Raw genomic sequence first — 18023 nt, forward strand, 5'->3', positions numbered from 1 at the left:
TCACCGTTCCCCCACTTGTCCCATCCGGAAGGCCGTTCTATCGTCTTGATGTATCGAGTCGATACATCAGCTCGGCATAAGACCGTCACGGCCCGTCCGCGGCAGAGAGGAGGCGACCATGAGCCGGCGTTCCGGGATCCTTGAGTTCGCCGTACTCGGCCTGCTCCGCGAGTCCCCGATGCACGGCTATGAGCTGCGAAAACGACTCAACACATCGCTGGGTGTGTTCCGTGCGTTCAGCTACGGAACGCTGTACCCCTGCCTCAAGACGCTGGTCGTCAACGGCTGGTTGATCGAGGAGCCGGGGAACGTCCCCGCGGAGGCCCTCGCCGCACCACTCGCAGGGCGTCGCGCCAAGATCGTCTACCGGTTGACGGTGGAAGGTAAGGAGCACTTCGAAGAGCTCCTCTCTCAGACCGGGCCCGACGCGTACGAGGACGAGCACTTCGCGGCTCGCTTCGCCTTCTTCGGGCAGACCTCTCGTGATGTGCGCATGCGCGTCCTTGAGGGCCGCCGCGGCCGGCTTGAGGAACGCCTGGACAAGATGCGCGTCTCGCTGGCGCGCACCCGCGAGCGCCTCGACGACTACACGCTTGAGCTCCAGCGCCACGGGATGGAGTCCGTGGAGCGCGAAGTGCGCTGGCTGAACGAGCTCATCGAGAGCGAGCGGGCCGGACAGGACCTGAAGGATTCCACCTCCGGGGGGTCCGCTCAGCACGACACCACATCTGGAGCGTCGGGCGGCCTGCCCCGTCCCGGGAACACCCCCGGGACGGATACGCCCGACGACACCGCCACGTGAGAGCCCGGTCAGGGCCTCACTCGTACACACAGGGAGCAACCGGAATGGGTTCGGTTCGCGTAGCCATCGTCGGCGTGGGCAACTGCGCCGCGTCGCTGGTACAGGGAGTCGAGTACTACAAGGACGCCGACCCGGCGTCCAAGGTCCCCGGCCTGATGCACGTCCAGTTCGGCGAGTACCACGTGCGTGACGTCGAGTTCGTCGCCGCGTTCGACGTGGACGCCAAAAAGGTCGGACTCGACCTCACGGACGCCATCGGGGCGTCCGAGAACAACACCATCAAGATCTGCGACGTGCCCCGCACCGGTGTCACCGTTCAGCGCGGCCACACCCGCGACGGCCTCGGCAAGTACTACCGAGAGACCATCGAGGAGTCCGCCGAGGCGCCGGTCGACATCGTCCAGGTCCTCAAGGACAAGCAGGTCGACGTCCTCGTCTGCTACCTGCCCGTCGGCTCCGAGGATGCGGCGAAGTTCTACGCCCAGTGCGCCATCGACGCCAAGGTCGCCTTCGTCAACGCTCTCCCGGTCTTCATCGCCGGCACCAAGGAGTGGGCGGACAAGTTCACCGAGGCGGGTGTCCCGATCATCGGTGACGACATCAAGTCCCAGGTCGGTGCCACCATCACGCACCGCGTCATGGCGAAGCTGTTCGAGGACCGCGGCGTGGTTCTGGACCGCACGATGCAGTTGAACGTCGGCGGCAACATGGACTTCAAGAACATGCTCGAGCGCGAGCGCCTGGAGTCCAAGAAGATCTCCAAGACGCAGGCCGTCACCTCCCAGATCCCCGACCGGGACATGGGAGCGAAGAACGTCCACATCGGCCCGTCCGACTACGTCGCCTGGCTCGACGACCGCAAGTGGGCGTACGTCCGCCTTGAGGGCCGTGCCTTCGGTGACGTCCCGCTGAACCTGGAGTACAAGCTCGAGGTCTGGGACTCTCCGAACTCCGCCGGTGTCATCATCGACGCCGTGCGGGCCGCGAAGATCGCCAAGGACCGCGGCATCGGCGGCCCGGTCCTGTCGGCGTCGTCGTACTTCATGAAGTCCCCGCCGGTCCAGTACTTCGACGACCAGGCCCGCGAGAACGTCGAGAAGTTCATCAGGGGTGAGGTCGAGCGCTGACGAGACGGGCCGCGATGCGCTGACGAAGCAGAGCACCGCGTGCTGAAACCGCTCCTGCCAGAGCTGTTGAGGGTCCCCCGGGTGGACAGCCCGGGGGACCCTCCCTGTATGTGAGGCTGTGCCCCATGTCCGTCGTGCGTGATCTGCACGTCCTGCTCCGCTTCCGGAACTTCCGACGTCTGCTCGCCGTGCGCCTGCTCTCCCAGGGTGCCGACGGGGTTTACCAGATCGCACTCGCCGCCCACGTCGTCTTCTCACCGGAGAAACAGACCTCGGCCACCGCGATCGCCTCCGCCATGGCGGTCCTGCTCCTCCCGTACTCCCTGGTGGGCCCTTTCGCCGGCGTCCTGCTGGACCGCTGGCGCCGCCGCCAGGTATTCCTGTACGGCAACCTGCTGCGCGCCCTCATGGCATCGGCCACGGCCGTCCTCATGGTCAGCGAAGTCCCCGACTGGCTGTTCTACGTCTCCGCGTTGTTCGTCACCGCCGTCAACCGCTTCGTCCTGTCCGGCCTCTCCGCCGCACTGCCTCGAGTCGTCGACGCCGACCGCCTGGTGATCGCCAACTCCCTCTCCCCGACCGCCGGGACCCTCACGGCGACCGCGGGCGGTGGCCTCGCCTTCGTTGTACGACTGGTGGTAGCGGACTCCGACGCGGCCGTGGTGCTGCTGGGAGCCGGACTGTACCTGTGCGGAGCGCTCGCATCCCTGCGCATCGCACCGGAACTTCTGGGACCGGACCGCGAGTTGGTACACCCTCGCCTGTCGACCGCGCTCGTCGGCACCGCCCGCGATCTGAAGGCCGCTGTACGGCATCTGGCCGCACCCTCACGCCGGGAAGCCGCATGGGCGCTCGGCGCGATGTCGTTGATGCGGTTCTGCTACGGCGCCCTGCTCGTCATGGTGCTGATGCTCTGCCGGTACGCCTTGGCCCCCGGCCCTGATGACGGACTTGCCCTGCTGGCACTGGCGTTGGGCATCTCCGGCGCCGGGTTTTTCGCGGCGGCCGTCGTGACGCCCTGGGCGGCGCGCCGACTCGGACCCGGTGGCTGGATCGTCGTGTGCGCTGTGGCCGCCGCGGTCCTGGAGCCCGCCCTCGGCCTCTCTTTCGCCACCGTCCCCATGCTCGTCGCGGCATTCGCCCTCGGTCTGATCACCCAGGGCGCGAAGATCGCCACGGACACGATCGTGCAGTCCTCGATCGACGACGGCTTCCGTGGTCGGATCTTCTCCGTCTACGACGTGCTCTTCAACGTCGCCTTCGTGGTTGCCGCCGCCGTCGCCGCCCTGATGCTGCCGCCGGACGGACGATCGTCACCACTGGTGATCAGTGTCGCTGTCCTCTACGGAGCAGTCGGGGTGATGTTTCACGTGAAACATCACCCCTCCCCACAGCTGAGCTCGCCGCTTTGAGTAAGCCCTGGGATCATGTTTCACGTGAAACGTGCCCCCGTTTCACAGCCTCAGCTCTGCTCGGCCCACCACAACTTGAGTGCGGCCACCGCCTGGTCATACGCCATGGGCCCGTTCTCCAGACGGAGCTCCAGCATGTGCTGGTACGCGCGGCCGATGGCGGGGCCAGGGCCGATGGCGAGGATCTCCATGATCTGATTGCCGTCAAGGTCCGGACGGATGGCGTCCAGTTCCTCCTGCTCCTGAAGCTGGGCGATCCGCCCCTCCAGGCCGTCGTAGGCCCGGGAGAGCGCGGTCGCCTTGCGCTTGTTCCGTGTCGTGCAGTCCGAGCGGGTCAACTTGTGGAGGCGGTCGAGCAGAGGACCTGCGTCACGGACGTAGCGACGGACCGCGGAGTCTGTCCACTCTCCGGTGCCGTACCCGTGGAAGCGCAGGTGGAGTTCGACCAGGCGCGAGACGTCCTTCACCAGTTCGTTGGAGTACTTCAGCGCCGTCATGCGCTTCTTGGTCATCTTCGCCCCGACCACTTCGTGGTGGTGGAAGGAGACCCTGCCGTCCTTCTCGAAGCGACGCGTGCGCGGCTTGCCGATGTCGTGCAGCAGTGCAGCCAGCCGGAGGGCCAGGTCGGGACCGTTCCCCTCCAGCGCGATCGCCTGCTCCAGAACGATCAGCGTGTGCTCGTAGACGTCCTTGTGCCGGTGGTGCTCGTCGCTCTCCAGACGCAACGCCGGCAGCTCGGGCAGCACGTACTCGGCGAGGCCGGTGTCCACCATCAGCGTCAGACCCTTGCGTGGGTGCGTGGAGAGGACCAGCTTGTTCAGCTCGTCCCGGATCCGCTCGGCAGAGACGATCTCGAGGCGCCCGGCCATCTCCTTCATCGCCATGACGACCTCGGGGGCGATCTCGAAGTCGAGCTGTGCGGCAAAGCGCGCGGCCCGCATCATCCGCAGTGGGTCGTCCGAGAAGGACTCCTCGGGCGTGCCCGGGGTCCGCAGCACACGCATGGCGAGATCATCGAGCCCGCCATGCGGATCAATGAACTTCTTCTCCGGCAGCGCGACGGCCATCGCGTTGACGGTGAAGTCGCGCCGGACGAGGTCCTCCTCGATGGAGTGGCCGTAGGACACCTCGGGCTTGCGGGAGGTCCGGTCGTACGCCTCCGAGCGGTAGGTGGTCACCTCGATCTGGAAGCGCCGATCAGCGGCTCCGACGCGGGCATCCTTCTGCACGCCGACGGTACCGAAAGCGATTCCGACCTCCCAGACGGCGTCCGCCCACGGTCGGACGATCTTCAGTACGTCCTCGGGGCGAGCGTCGGTCGTGAAGTCCAGGTCATTGCCGAGCCGGCCGAGCAACGCATCCCGCACAGAACCGCCGACCAGGGCGAGTGAGAACCCGGCCTCCTGGAAGCGGCGAGCGAGATCGTCGGCGACAGGGGCGACCCGCAGCAGTTCACTCACCGCGCGATGCTGCACCTGACTCAGTTCACTGGAGGTGTCTTCGTTGGCGTTCGGCACAACAGAAAAGAGTACGTGGCCCGGACGACCGCGAGCGCCTCCATTGAACAGGCACAGACCCTCCACGCCCCTCCGTGCAAGGTCTGCCCGCGAAGGACACGGAAATGGTCCCCTTTATACGTGCACATTAGGGACAGCACGACGTTGTCCCCCGATCTTGTGGAGCAGTCCGCGGCACTTCCCCTCAGCGCGCATCGTTACCATGCGTGGACGCACATTCCGACGACCACTGACGACGACTAGGGACGGGCGAGCGCGTGGCCGAGGCGGCAGACTTCCAGGGGACCAGTGCCTCACCTGCCCGCCGCTGGCCGTGGCGCACCGGAGCCCTGCTCGCCGGGGTGCCCCTGTTGGCCGCCCTGGTCCAGCTGCCCGCCGCCGCGCCCGCTCTGGCCGCCGACTCGGGCACGGTGTCCGTGGCCCTGGACACCCTCACCCCCAGCGCACCCACGGACGGCGACACGCTGACCGTGTCGGGCACAGTGACCAACACCGGCAAGCAGGCCGTCACGGACGCCCACGTGGGACTGCGGGTAGGACCGGAGCTGACCACGCGCTCCTCCATCGACAGCGCCACCAGGAACAGCAGCGACGTCCGGGGCGGCACCGGGTCGGAGATCGGCGGCAAGTACGTCGAAAAGTTCTCCAAGCTGACCCCGGGGGTTGCCGAGCCCTTCTCCATCTCCGTACCGGTCGACGAACTGAACCTCGGCAACAGCGGCGTCTACCAGTTCGCCGCCTCGCTCTCCGGTGAGACATCCGCGCAGCCCTGGGAGCAGGTGCTCGGTATGGAGCGGACGTTCCTGCCGTGGCAGTCCGACGAGGCCGACACCAAGACGAAGACGACGTATCTGTGGCCCCTGGTCTCCACCGTCCAGATGACGGCGGAGACAGGATCGAACGAGCAGCAGACGCCGGTCTTCCTCGACGACGCCCTGGCCAAGGAGCTCTCACCGGGCGGTCGCCTGGATCAGCTCCTGTCGCTGGGCAAGGACCTCGACGTCACCTGGGTGATCGACCCCGACCTGCTGGCCTCTGTCGACGCGATGACCCGCCCCTACCAGGTGAGGACGGGCGACACCACCAGAGCGGGCACCCTCGAGGAACAGGCGCTCGCCAAGCGGTGGCTCGCCGAGCTGCAGGGGGCGGTGGCCGACAAGGAGGTGGTCGCCCTGCCCTTCGCCGACCCCGACCTCGCCTCTCTCGCGCACAACGGCACCGGCGTCACCGGGTCGCTCAGCCACCTCAACGAGGCCACCGACGTCGCCGCCACCACAGTGCGGACGGTGCTCCACGTGACGCCGAGCACCGACTTCGCGTGGCCGGTGAACGGTGCCGTGGACCCCTCGATCATGAAGGTCGCCACCTCCGCCGGCGCCCACCGGGTGATCGCGCGCAGCGACAGCCTGCAGGAGACAGGCAGTCTGACGTACACGCCCTCCTCGGCCCGTCCCATCGGCGGCGGCACCACTGCGGTCGTCGCGGACGCGCGGCTGTCGACGGCGTTCCAGGGCGACCTGACCAGGGCCTCGGCCTCGACGCTCGCAGTGCAGCAGTTCCTCGCCCAGAGCCTTGAGATCAACCTGCAGACGGACAAACAGCGCAGTATCGTCGTCGCCCCGCAGCGTATGCCGTCGGGGTCCCAGGCCCAGGCGATGGCCGAGGCGCTGACCACCCTGCAGAGCGGGAAATGGTCCGAGTCCGAGAGTCTCGCGGCAGCGGCCGCCGCCAAGCCGGACCCGGCAGCCACCACGACGGTGCCGTCCACGTCCAAATTCCCCTCCTCGCTGCGCAAGCGGGAGCTGCCGCGGACGGCCTTCCAGCAAATCGCGACCACACAGGACAAGCTCGACAGCTTCAAGGTGGTCCTCAGCGACCAGTCCCGCGTGGTGACCCCCTTCGGGCGGGCCATGAACCGTGAGATGTCCACGTCCTGGCGCGGTCGGGCCATGGAGGCGATCGACTTCCGCAGCGACGTGGTGACGTATCTGGACGGGCTGACCGACCAGGTACAGCTGATCGACAAGTCCGAGACCAAGCTCTCCGGGCGCAGCGCCACGATCCCGGTGACCGTGCAGAACGACCTGGTGCAGGGCGTGGACCACTTGATGTTGCGGCTCACCTCACTGAGCCCGAAGCGCCTGGAGATCGGCGGCAGCCCCTACTCCGAGCAGCCGGTCAAGGTGTCCGGCGGCCACAGTCAGACCGTGAAGTTCACCACGACGGCGAAAGCCAACGGAAAGGCCACGGTGATCGCCCAGCTGTACACGCAGGACGGCCGGCCGTACGGCGAACCCGTCACCTTCGACGTGAAGGTCACCGAGATCACGGCCACCGTGATGCTGGTCATCGGCGGCGGCTTCCTCCTGCTCGTCCTCGCCGGTTTCCGGATGTACACCCAGCGCAAGCGCGCGGCCGCCCGCGAGGCCGATGGGGACGGCCCCAACGGGGCCGGCCAGGCCGCCGACGGGACGGAGAACCCCGATGGCACCGACGACCGTCTCAAGGAGGAGTCCGGCACCCGGACCCGGGCAGACGACCCGCCGCAGCCGAGTGACCTGACACCGGACACCGCAGCGGAAAGCGCCGACCCGTCCGGCACGGGTGAGAGAGTGGACCGTTGAGGATGTCGTGGCCGGTGGGCCCGGGACGATGAGGTGGGGTAACCATGAACGCGCCGTACGACGGTGACCGCGGTCAGGGCGCGGGCAACTCGGGTCACCCCGAGGGCCCGCCGCCCGAGGACGGCCAGGTCCCGCCGCAGCACCCCGCCGACATGTACCTCCAGGACGCCTACGACCAGGACCCCTACCGAGCGCAGGACCTCTACGCCCAGGACCCGGTCGCCGAGGCGCTCTACGACCGTGCCGCACACCCCCCGCCACCTCCGGGCACGTACCCACCGCAGCAGCCGCTGTACGCCCAACCTCCCCAGTCCCCCTACGCCCCCGACCCGCGCGTGTGGGCGCAGACCCCGGCGCCCGAGCCGGAGGGACCCACCCAGTACCTGCCGTACGGCGATGACCCCCGCACCACGCAGTTCGTGGGCGTCGACGACCTGGTGTCCCAGGCCGGCGAGCAGCGCCACGAGCCGGACGCCTTCGCGCACCTCTTCCGGGACCAGCAACAGGGCAGCGGTCATGCGCCGTCGGAGTCCTCGTCGGTGCCCGGCCCGGTCGCGGCCCTGGGCGGACAGGTACCGGCCCCGCAGTACCAGGCACCTGTGGCCCCTTCGGCCATGACCGACGCGACCATGAACCTCACCGCCACCCCCGCCGCGGCTCCGGCGGCGCCCGCGAAGAAGGGCGGGAAAGCCGCGGGCCTGCTGAAGTCGAGCGCCGTGATGGCGGCGGGCACGATGGTCTCCCGTCTCACCGGCTTCATCCGCTCCGCGCTGATCGTCTCGGCGCTGGGCGTCGGCCTGCTCGGCGACACCTTCCAGGTCGCCTACCAGCTGCCGACCATGATCTACATCCTGACGGTCGGTGGCGGTCTCAACTCCGTCTTCGTGCCGCAGCTCGTGCGCGCCATGAAGGAGGACGAGGACGGCGGCGAGGCGTTCGCCAACCGGCTGCTGACCCTGGTGATGGTGGCACTCGGCGCGCTGACCGTGCTCGCGGTCCTCGGTGCGCCGATCCTGATCCGCCTGCTGTCCGACCCGGTCGCCAGCGACCCGGCGGCCAACGAGGTGGCTATCACGTTCGTCCGCTACTTCCTGCCCTCGATCTTCTTCATGGGCATCCATGTGGTGATGGGGCAGATCCTCAACGCGCGCGGGAAGTTCGGCGCGATGATGTGGACGCCGGTCCTGAACAACATCGTCATCATCGTGACGCTCGGCATGTTCATGTGGGTGTACGGCACCGCGGCGGACTCCGGCATGAAGGTCACGACCATCCCGCCGGAGGGTCAGCAGCTCCTCGGCATCGGCGTCCTGCTCGGCCTCGTCGTGCAGGCACTGGCGATGATCCCGTATCTGCGGGAGACCGGCTTCAGGATGCGTCTGCGCTTCGACTGGAAGGGCCACGGCCTCGGCAAGGCCATGACGCTCGCCAAGTGGACCGTCCTGTTCGTCCTCGCCAACCAGGCCGGCGCGATCGTGGTCACCCAGCTGTCCACCGCCTCGGGCAAAGCCTCACCGGTCGACGGCACCGGTTTCGCCGCCTACGCCAACGCCCAGCTGATCTGGGGCCTGCCGCAGGCCATCATCACTGTCTCCTTGATGGCCGCTCTGCTGCCGCGCATCTCGCGCTCGGCGGCCGAGGACGACACCGGCGCGGTCCGTGACGACATCTCGCAGGGCCTGCGCACCACAGCTGTCGCGATCGTGCCGATCTCCTTCGGCTTCCTCGCACTCGGCATCCCGATGTGCACGCTGATCTTCGGCTCCTCGGGCATCAGCGAGGCCACGAACATGGGGTACATGCTGATGGCCTTCGGCGTCGGCCTGATCCCCTACTCCGTGCAGTACGTCGTCCTGCGCGCCTTCTACGCCTACGAGGACACCCGCACCCCCTTCTACAACACGGTGATCGTGGCCGCGGTCAACGCCAGTGCCTCCGCGCTCTGTTACCTCGTACTGCCGTCCCGCTGGGCGGTGGTGGGCATGTCCGCCTCGTACGGGCTCGCCTACGCGATCGGCGTCGGCGTCGCCTGGAACCGGCTGCGCAAGCGACTGGGCGGCGACCTGGACGGCATCCGCGTCCTGCGCACGTACGCCAGGCTCTGCATCGCTTCGGTGCCCGCGGCACTGCTCAGCGGCGCCGCCTGCTACGGCATCGCCCACTCGCTCGGCCAGGGCGTCGTCGGCTCGTTCGCCGCTTTGATCGCCGGTGGTGCGGTGCTGCTCGGGGTCTTCTTCGTCGCCGCCCGCCGCATGCGCATCGAGGAGCTGAACTCACTGGTCGGCATGGTGCGCGGACGGCTGGGGCGCTGAGGCAGGGGTACGCGCGGGTACGCGCACAACCATCATCCGCCACCGTGTGTCGTGCATAGTGGCGGACTGTGGGCACAATTGGTTTCGGCGTCGCACGGCGCGCAACGGATGGGGAGGCAGGGAACGACGGTGGCGGAACGGACCACGGCTGCCGTCGACGTGGCAGACAACAGCGGTGACGAACCGCTGACCGCCAAGGCGGACCAGTCCACGGCCGACGGGGTGGCCAAGAACCGGGAGCGGGACACGGAAGACGTCGAGGCACAGGGGAGTGGCGGGACCGAGGGTCCCGGGAAGGCATCACCGCCGGAGCTGCACAGCGGCCACAAGCTCGCCAGACGCTACCGTCTCGAGGAGTGCGTCACTCGTCTGGACGGCTTCAGCAGTTGGCGTGCCGTGGACGAGAAACTGCGGCGTGCCGTCGGCGTCCATCTCCTGCCCGCGGACCACTCGCGGGCCCGTTCCGTCCTGGCGGCGGCGCGCTCCTCCGCGCTGCTCGGCGACCCTCGCTTCGTCCAAGTCCTCGACGCCGTCGAGGAGAACGACCTCGTCTACGTCGTTCACGAGTGGCTGCCCGACGCCACCGAACTGACCACGCTGCTGGCTCCCGCTCCGCTGGAGGTGTACGACGCCTACCAGATGGTCAGCCAGATCGCCGCGGCCATGGCCGCCGCCCACCGCGAGGGCCTGGCACACCTGCGCCTGAACCCGAACGCCGTCCTGCGCACCTCGTCCGGCCAGTGGCGCATCCGCGGGCTCGCCGTGAACGCCGCGTTGCGCGGCGTCGGCTCCGACACCCCGCAGCGCACCGACACGGAGGCGATCGGCGCCCTCCTGTACGCGTCCCTCACCCAGCGCTGGCCGTACGAGAGCGACGCCTACGGTCTTTCAGGTCTGCCCAAGGACGTCGGTCTCATCGCTCCCGACCAGGTGCGCGCGGGCGTCCACCGCGGTCTGTCCGAGCTCGCCATGCGAGCGCTCGCCAACGACGGCGCCACCGCATCCCGCCATGAGTCCCCGTGCACCACGCCCGAGGAACTGGTGAAGGCGATCGGTGAGATGCCCCGCATCCGCCCGCCGGAGCCTGCGTTCACCGCCCCACCGGACTACCAGCACACCACCTACCAGCAGGGCACCTACGGCCGCCCGCCGACCCACCCCGGCGCCACACAGCCGGTCCCGGCCCCTCTGCCTCCGTTGCAGACCCGTACCGGCAAGGCGTTGAAGTGGGCCGTCTCGGCCCTCCTCATCGCCGCGCTGGGGCTGGGCAGTTGGCAGCTGGCGGAGGCGCTGATGGACCAGGGCAAGAAGGCCGGCGACAGTGGCAGCACCCAGACGACCGACGGCAACGACAAGAACAACACCGCTCCCAAGCCGGTCAAGGTACTGAGCATCGAGGGCGCCAGCGAGTTCGTGGCGAAGGGAGACGCTCAGCACCCGGGCGACGTCGACAAAACATACGACGGCAACCGGTCCACGTACTGGAAGACGAGCACCTTCCTGCAAGGTCCGCCTCTCGAGCCCTACAAGCCGGGTGTGGGCATCGTCTACGACCTGGGTTCGGCGCAGAAACTCTCCAGCGCCAGCATCGGGTTGCGCTACTCCGGCAATCACACAACGGCCAAGCTGTACGCTTCCGGCTCGCTGACGCCGGCCTCGCTGGACTCGATGGAAGAGATCGGTAGCGTCACCACGAACGGCACCACGGCCGCGGTGAAAGTCACCAAGTCGGTGAAGACGCAGTACGTGCTCGTATGGCTCACCGCTGTGCCCTACTCGGCAGCGGATCCGAGCGCGTACAGCAACGCCGGCTACACGCAGGCCATTACCGAAGTGAAGTTCAAGGGCTGAGCATCGCCAAGGGGAAGGGGGTCCGATGGCAGACGACACCGCGTACGGCGACACGAGCGATCAGGACCTCCTGGCTCTCCATGTAGAAGGCGATCCCGACGCCTTCGGTGAACTCGTACGGCGACACCGCGACCGCCTCTGGGCCGTCGCCCTGCGGACGCTGGGCGACCGCGAGGAAGCCGCTGACGCCGTCCAGGACGCCCTCGTCTCCGCGTTCCGGGCCGCCCACACCTTCCGGGGCCAGTCGGCCGTGACGACCTGGCTGCACCGGATCACGGTGAACGCCTGCCTCGACCGTGCCCGCAAGGCGGCCTCCCGCAAGACCTCGCCCGTCGACGACACCGAGCGCCTGGAGCAGTTGCTGGAGCCGCACGAGTCGGCCTCGGCGCCGGCGGAACGCAACGACCTCCATCGGCAGCTCCTGGAGGCACTCGGCACTCTTCCGCCCGACCAACGCGCCGCACTCGTCCTCGTGGACATGCAGGGCTACCCGGTCGCGGAAGCGGCACGCATGCTCGACGTGCCGACCGGGACAGTGAAGAGCCGCTGCGCCCGCGGACGAGCCAGACTCCTGCCCCTCCTCACCCATCTGCGGCCGGAAAACCGTGGCGAGGGCAGAGAAACGGGCGCGGGGCGGAACCGGACGCAGGGGACATCCGTCCCACCGGCAGCGGGACCCCGTGAGGCGGGTTCCCCGGATACAGGACCGAGCGATTCAGCTGCGGTGAAGGGCGGAGGTGGGCGAGCGTGACAACCACGACAGGCACGGACGGGCACCCGGACGTCGCGGAGATCTCCGACCTCACCGAAGGCTTGCTCCCGCCATCGCGCACCGCGGATGTCCGCCTGCATCTGGACGAGTGCGAACTGTGCTCGGACGTCTACGCGTCGCTGGAGGAGATCCGGGGAATGCTCGGAACCCTGCCGGGTCCCCCGCGCATGCCCGCCGAAGTCGCCGGCCGTATCGACGCCGCCCTCGCCGCGGAGGCCCTGCTGCATGCCACAGCGACCGATGCCGCGGACACGCAGACGTCCGTAGGCGCGACGGCCCAGTCCCTCTCCGCCGCGGACAAGGGCACGAACGGCAACGCGCATGTTTCACGTGAAACACCGACGACTGACCGCCCCGTAGGCAACGCCCGTGTCTCGACCACGGGCCCGGGCCGCAAAGAGCGCAAGAAGGGGAGCAAGCGCCGGATCGCCGTACTCGGTACCGTCTTCACGGTCGCTGCCCTGGGATTCGGCTCCGTGTTGGTGTCCTCTCTGAACGACGGCAAGCCGTCCGGTCCCGAGGCACATGGGCAGCCGTCCACCTCTGCGGACACGTTCTCCCAGGGAACGCTGGAGAAGCAGGTCTCCGATCTCCTGGCCAAGAGCAAGAGCAGCGGGAGTGCATCCCGTTCGCACAGTTTGGGCGCGGAGTCCCTTCCCGGCAGCGATCAACCCCGCCTCCTGCAAGATGTCACGGTCCCCGACTGCGTCCAGAGGGGCACCGGCCGCACCGCCTCTGCACTCGCGACCGAGTCGGGTATCTACAAGGGGACAGAGGCCATGCTTGTCGTGCTGCCCGCCCCGTCCGGCGGCACACGGGTAACGGCCTACATCATGGACGCGACGTGCGTGTCGAACCCATCCGTCGGCCAGGCCAAGATTCTGCTGAAGCAGTCGAACGTGCAGCCCTGAGCCCGCGCGCTTCGTCTTCGTTCTGCGTGGTGTCCCGTTCGGTGTCGCCTCTCCGTGTGCCCGGCCACAGCGGGAATGCGCGACCCTTAGGATCCGTTGGGTGGGATGAGAGTTCCGAGAGGAACTCCCCCGGACCTATGACGCAGTCCAGAGACGAGGAATCAAGCCGTGAGCGACGTTCGTAACGTGATCATCATCGGCTCCGGGCCCGCCGGCTACACGGCGGCGCTCTACACCGCGCGCGCGTCGCTGAAGCCACTGGTGTTCGAGGGCGCCGTCACCGCGGGTGGTGCGCTGATGAACACCACCGAGGTGGAGAACTTCCCTGGCTTCCAGGACGGCGTCATGGGCCCGGAGCTCATGGACAACATGCGCGCCCAGGCCGAGCGCTTCGGCGCCGAGCTCATCCCGGACGACATCGTCAACGTCGACCTGAGCGGCGAGATCAAGACCGTCACCGACACCGCAGGCACCGTCCACAAGGCGAAGACGGTCATCGTCACCACTGGCTCGCAGCACCGCAAGCTCGGCCTGCCGAACGAGGACGCGCTCTCCGGCCGCGGTGTCTCCTGGTGCGCCACCTGTGACGGCTTCTTCTTCAGGGAGCAGGACATTGCCGTGATCGGCGGCGGTGACACCGCGATGGAGGAGGCCACCTTCCTCTCCCGCTTCGCCAAGTCCGTGACGATCATCCACCGCCGCGACACCCTGCGTGCCTCCAAGACGATGCAGGAGCGCGCCTTCGCCGACCCGAAGATCAAGTTCGTGTGGGACAGCGAGGTCGCCGAGATCCAGGGCGACCCGAAGCTGGCCGGCCTGAAGCTGCGCAACCTCAAGACCGGCGAGCTCTCGGACCTCCCGGTGACCGGCCTGTTCATCGCGATCGGCCACGACCCGCGCACCGAACTCTTCAAGGGCCAGCTGGACCTGGATGAGGAGGGCTACCTGAAGGTGGACGCACCCTCCACACGAACCAACCTGACCGGTGTCTTCGGCGCCGGTGACGTCGTCGACCACACCTATCGCCAGGCCATCACGGCCGCCGGCACCGGCTGCTCCGCCGCCCTCGACGCCGAGCGCTTCCTCGCCGCCCTCGCGGACGAAGAGAAGGCCGAGCCCGAGAAGACCGCTGTCTGACCCCTTGCCCACACTCCACGCATCAACCAGTTAAGGAGCCCGCCGTGGCCGGCACCCTGAAGAATGTGACCGACGACTCTTTTGAGCAGGACGTCCTCAAGAGCGACAAGCCCGTGCTGGTGGACTTCTGGGCCGCCTGGTGCGGTCCGTGCCGCCAGATCGCACCGTCCCTTGAGGCGATCGCCTCCGAGTACGGCGACAAGATCGAGATCGTCAAGCTCAACATTGACGAGAACCCGGGTACGGCCGCCAAGTACGGCGTCATGTCCATCCCGACGCTGAACGTCTACCAGGGTGGCGAGGTCGCCAAGACCATCGTCGGCGCCAAGCCCAAGGCCGCGCTCGTCCGCGACCTGGAGGACTTCATCGCCGAGTGATGTTTCACGTGAAACATGAATGGGCCGGCCCCCCTGGGGACCGGCCCATTCGCTTGAGAGCTGTTCAGAGCGGTCGCAACGCCGGCTCCTTCTGCACGGCCCCCAGCAGCCGATCAAGCGCCATCTCCACATCTTCCTTCCAGGAGAGCGTGGTCCGCAGCTCCAAGCGCAGACGCGGATACCTCGGATGCGGCCGGACCGTCTTGAAGCCCACCGCAAGAAGATGATCGGCCGGCAGCAGACAGGCGGGTTCCTTCCATCGCGCGTCACCGATGGCCTCGATCGCCTTGAAGCCCCGCCGTAGCAAATCCTTGGCGACCGTCTGCACCATCACCCGGCCCAGTCCCTGGCCCTGATAGCCCGGCATGATGAACGCGGTCATCAGCTGCACCGCATCAGGCGAGACCGGGCTCGTGGGAAACGCCGTCGAGCGGGGGACATAAGCCGGAGGCGCGTAGAGCACAAAACCCACCGGCGCATCGTCGACGTACACGACTCGGCCACAGGATCCCCAGTCGAGTAGGACGGCGGAGATCCAGGCTTCCTTCTCCAGCGCGGGTGTTCCCGCCCTTACCGCAGCCTCGCCGCTGACTGGGTCCAACTCCCAGAAGACACACGCGCGACAGCGCTTGGGAAGGTCCTGAAGGTTGTCCAGGGTGAGCGGTACAAGCCGACGCCCCATGAAGGCTGTTCCTCGCTTCCTTCGCCCGCCGCATCGCGGGCGACCGTCAGAGAGCTCCGTTCCCTGAGCAGGCTGCCGACGAACCCGCCGACTGCGCCCAGCCCCAGGCCCACGCTCACCAGTCCGGTGCGGCTCACCGTTCGCATGGCCCCCGCCCCTCCCCTCAGAGGTGCTGCCGGATAGATGCGCCATACCCGAACGCATCGTATCCACGATGCGATTCCACCGATACCGCGTGAAAGCAAAGAGCAGGCCGGGTCCGGTACAGATCGGACACGGCCCACCCTGTCGACCGACTCAGCGCCCTCGCGTCGAGGACGTGAGAATCAGTCCTCCGTCTCCTCGGAGTCGCCCTCCAGGAGGCTCTTCTGGAGGGCCAGCTTCTCGCCCGGAGCGAAAGTGCTGAGGATCCGCTCCAGATCCTCCGGGGAGGCGAACTCGACAGTGATCTTGCCCTTCTTCTGCCCCAGCTCGACTTTCACCCGCGTCTCGAAACGGTCCGAGAGACGGGTCGCGAGGTCGGTCAGCGCCGGGGAGACCCGGCCACCGGCCCGGGGTCCCTTGGAGCGCCGAGCTGTCTGCGAACGCGAGCCCATCAAGGTCACGATCTCCTCGAGAGCACGCACCGACAGCCCCTCGGCCACGATCCGGTGAGCCAGCCGGTCCTGCTCCTCCGAGTCCTCTACGGAGAGCAGTGCCCGGGCATGTCCGGCCGAGAGAACTCCGGCGGCCACCCGTCGCTGGACGGCCGGCGAAAGCTTCAGCAGACGCAGGGTGTTGGAGACCTGCGGGCGAGAACGACCGATCCGGTCCGCCAGCTGCTCCTGCGTGCAGTTGAAGTCCTTCAACAACTGGTCGTAGGCGGCGGCCTCTTCCAGCGGGTTCAGCCGCGCCCGGTGCAGGTTCTCCAGCAGGGCGTCCAGGAGGAGCTTCTCGTCGTCCGTGGCCCGGACGATCGCCGGGATGGCTTCCAGTCCCACCTCACGGCAGGCCCGCCAGCGCCGCTCGCCCATGATGAGCTCGTAGCTCTCGGGACCGAGCTGCCGTACGACAACGGGCTGAAGAAGACCGACCTCCTTGATGGAGGTGACGAGTTCCTGCAACGCATCTTCGGCGAAGACCTCACGGGGCTGCCGCCGGTTCGGCTTGATGGAGTCGAGGGGAATCTCCGCGAAGTGGACGCCCATCGGAGGCTCGGGCTCCTCGGTTTCATGTGAAACCGGCGGGAGGGTGGCCACCTTCGCCGCAGCCACCCCGCGATCGGTAGTCAGCCCCGGAACCGTCGCCGCCGGGGACGTCGAGGCGGTGCCACTCATTGCGGCCGGAGTCACATGCTTCTCCGTCGGGGCAGGAGGGATCAGTGCGCCCAGACCACGGCCCAACCCCCCCAACCCCCTCCGTCGCTCGCTCACTGGATCCCCTCCACCATGCTCGGATTGCTCTGTGCGCCGATGTGCGCGTGTGTCGCGTCGTAGGAGACACCGACACCCTTCAGCGCGATTTCTCGTGCCGCCTCAAGATAGGAGAGGGCACCGCTAGATCCTGGATCATAGGTCAGCACCGTCTGTCCGTAGCTCGGCGCCTCGGAGATACGGACCGAGCGGGGAATGCTCGTCCGCAGCACCTCGTCGCTGAAATGAGTGCGCACCTCGTCGGCGACTTGCGACGCAAGGCGCGTCCTGCCGTCGTACATGGTGAGCAGGATGGTCGACACATGCAGGACGGGGTTGAGGTGCCCCCGTACCAGGTCGACGTTACGCAGCAGCTGTCCCAGGCCCTCCAGCGCGTAGTACTCGCACTGGATGGGGATGAGGACTTCCTGGCCGGCCACCATCGCATTGACGGTCAACAGGCCGAGTGAGGGCGGGCAGTCGATGAGGATGTAGTCCAGCGGCTGCTCATAAGCCTGGATCGCTCGCTGCAGCCGACTTTCCCGGGCCACCAGGGACACCAACTCGATCTCCGCACCGGCGAGATCGATGGTGGCGGGGGCGCAGAAGAGTCCCTCGACATCAGGGACCGGCTGCACGACCTCGGAGAGTGGCCTGCTGTCGACCAGTACGTCGTAGATGGAAGGGACTTCGGCGTGGTGGTCGACCCCCAGCGCGGTGGACGCGTTGCCCTGGGGGTCGAGGTCGACCACCAGCACACGGGCACCGTGCAGAGCCAGCGAAGCGGCAAGGTTGACGGTCGTCGTCGTCTTGCCCACTCCGCCCTTCTGATTGGCGACCACCATGACCCTGGTCTGCTCGGGACGCGGCAGACCCTCGCCGGCGCGGCCCAGAGCCTCGACCGCCAATTGGGCAGCACGACCGATCGGAGTGTCGTCCATTGGGGGCGGTGTTTCACGTGAAACATCCTCCCCCATCGACTCGGTACGGGGACCAGGGACCGGATCGGTCATCGGTCCCGCGATGTTGGCGTCGGACCGCAACGATTCACTCTCCTCGACTTCAGGCTCGCAATGAACAGAGCCTCCCATGTCTTCGGGGTCGTGAA

General features: G+C 67.7%; 14 protein-coding genes. 10 read left to right on the forward strand and 4 right to left on the reverse strand.

All coding sequences use genetic code 11. From position 1 onward, the window contains the following. Positions 1-118 precede the first annotated feature (118 nt). The 3 genes from M2271_RS14505 (at position 119) to M2271_RS14515 (ending at position 3341) form a co-directional block, all read left to right on the forward strand. Complete coding sequence (locus M2271_RS14505) at positions 119-802, forward strand: PadR family transcriptional regulator (RefSeq protein WP_280887596.1); 684 nt, start codon at positions 119-121, stop codon at positions 800-802. A 44-nt stretch (positions 803-846) separates the two neighbouring features. After that, positions 847-1929 carry an inositol-3-phosphate synthase gene (locus M2271_RS14510; protein WP_280887597.1) on the forward strand — a complete coding sequence of 361 codons (1083 nt, stop codon included), beginning with the start codon at positions 847-849 and terminating at the stop codon, positions 1927-1929. A 125-nt stretch (positions 1930-2054) separates the two neighbouring features. Then, positions 2055-3341 carry an MFS transporter gene (locus M2271_RS14515; protein ID WP_280887598.1) on the forward strand — a complete coding sequence of 429 codons (1287 nt, stop codon included), beginning with the start codon at positions 2055-2057 and terminating at the stop codon, positions 3339-3341. 50 nt (positions 3342-3391) lie between these two features. On the opposite strand, the gene M2271_RS14520 is transcribed toward M2271_RS14515, so the two are convergent. Next, positions 3392-4858 (reverse strand): CCA tRNA nucleotidyltransferase, encoded by a 1467-nt coding sequence (locus tag M2271_RS14520; protein WP_280887599.1) that lies wholly within the window; start codon positions 4856-4858, stop codon positions 3392-3394. A 257-nt stretch (positions 4859-5115) separates the two neighbouring features. On the opposite strand from M2271_RS14520, the gene M2271_RS14525 reads away from it, so the two are divergent. The 7 genes from M2271_RS14525 to trxA all read left to right on the forward strand — a co-directional run bounded on the left by M2271_RS14525 (position 5116) and on the right by trxA (position 14842). Continuing rightward, on the forward strand, positions 5116-7482 hold the full coding sequence (locus M2271_RS14525; RefSeq protein WP_280887600.1) for a DUF6049 family protein: 2367 nt from the start codon (positions 5116-5118) through the stop codon (positions 7480-7482). Between the two features lie 44 nt (positions 7483-7526). After that, entirely contained in the window at positions 7527-9794 is a 2268-nt protein-coding gene (murJ, locus tag M2271_RS14530) for a murein biosynthesis integral membrane protein MurJ (RefSeq protein ID WP_280887601.1), read from the forward strand. 129 nt (positions 9795-9923) lie between these two features. After that, positions 9924-11645: a protein kinase family protein gene (locus M2271_RS14535; protein ID WP_280887602.1), complete on the forward strand. Its 1722-nt coding sequence runs from the start codon at positions 9924-9926 to the stop codon at positions 11643-11645. 25 nt (positions 11646-11670) lie between these two features. Continuing rightward, entirely contained in the window at positions 11671-12396 is a 726-nt protein-coding gene (gene sigM / locus M2271_RS14540) for an RNA polymerase sigma factor SigM (protein WP_280887603.1), read from the forward strand. Beyond that, positions 12393-13328, forward strand: a complete 936-nt coding sequence (locus M2271_RS14545) for a hypothetical protein (protein WP_280887604.1) — start codon at positions 12393-12395, stop codon at positions 13326-13328. Before sigM ends, M2271_RS14545 begins: the two co-directional genes overlap by 4 nt. Positions 13329-13496: 168 nt before the next feature. After that, the gene (gene trxB / locus M2271_RS14550; RefSeq protein ID WP_280887605.1) at positions 13497-14465 is read left to right on the forward strand and encodes a thioredoxin-disulfide reductase; all 969 of its coding nucleotides are present in this window, start codon (positions 13497-13499) and stop codon (positions 14463-14465) included. A gap of 44 nt (positions 14466-14509) precedes the next feature. Next, positions 14510-14842: a thioredoxin gene (gene trxA / locus M2271_RS14555; protein ID WP_280887606.1), complete on the forward strand. Its 333-nt coding sequence runs from the start codon at positions 14510-14512 to the stop codon at positions 14840-14842. A 64-nt stretch (positions 14843-14906) separates the two neighbouring features. Here trxA and M2271_RS14560 read toward each other — a convergent pair whose 3' ends face one another. The 3 genes from M2271_RS14560 to M2271_RS14570 form a co-directional block, all read right to left on the reverse strand. Further along, positions 14907-15524, reverse strand: coding sequence for a GNAT family N-acetyltransferase (locus M2271_RS14560; protein ID WP_280887607.1), 618 nt, complete (start codon positions 15522-15524; stop codon positions 14907-14909). Positions 15525-15850: 326 nt separating this feature from the next. Next, a complete protein-coding gene (locus M2271_RS14565) occupies positions 15851-16936 on the reverse strand; it encodes a ParB/RepB/Spo0J family partition protein (RefSeq protein ID WP_280887608.1) in 1086 nt (361 codons plus the stop codon). Beyond that, positions 16933-18006, reverse strand: coding sequence for a ParA family protein (locus tag M2271_RS14570; RefSeq protein ID WP_280887609.1), 1074 nt, complete (start codon positions 18004-18006; stop codon positions 16933-16935). Before M2271_RS14570 ends, M2271_RS14565 begins: the two co-directional genes overlap by 4 nt. Positions 18007-18023 lie beyond the last annotated feature (17 nt).

The organism is Streptomyces sp. LBL, assembly GCF_029893585.1.
Taxonomy (GTDB): Bacteria; Actinomycetota; Actinomycetes; order Streptomycetales; family Streptomycetaceae; genus Streptomyces.

What these genes read in the sequence shown, in the direction of transcription:
- M2271_RS14515 (WP_280887598.1), top strand. Translation starts at nt 2,055, where the DNA reads ATGTCCGTCGTGCGTGATCTGCACGTCCTGCTCCGCTTCCGGAACTTC.
- M2271_RS14560 (WP_280887607.1), bottom strand. Translation starts at nt 15,524, where the DNA reads ATGGGGCGTCGGCTTGTACCGCTCACCCTGGACAACCTTCAGGACCTT.
- M2271_RS14510 (WP_280887597.1), top strand. Translation starts at nt 847, where the DNA reads ATGGGTTCGGTTCGCGTAGCCATCGTCGGCGTGGGCAACTGCGCCGCG.
- M2271_RS14505 (WP_280887596.1), top strand. Translation starts at nt 119, where the DNA reads ATGAGCCGGCGTTCCGGGATCCTTGAGTTCGCCGTACTCGGCCTGCTC.
- murJ (WP_280887601.1), top strand. Translation starts at nt 7,527, where the DNA reads ATGAACGCGCCGTACGACGGTGACCGCGGTCAGGGCGCGGGCAACTCG.
- M2271_RS14570 (WP_280887609.1), bottom strand. Translation starts at nt 18,006, where the DNA reads ATGGGAGGCTCTGTTCATTGCGAGCCTGAAGTCGAGGAGAGTGAATCG.
- sigM (WP_280887603.1), top strand. Translation starts at nt 11,671, where the DNA reads ATGGCAGACGACACCGCGTACGGCGACACGAGCGATCAGGACCTCCTG.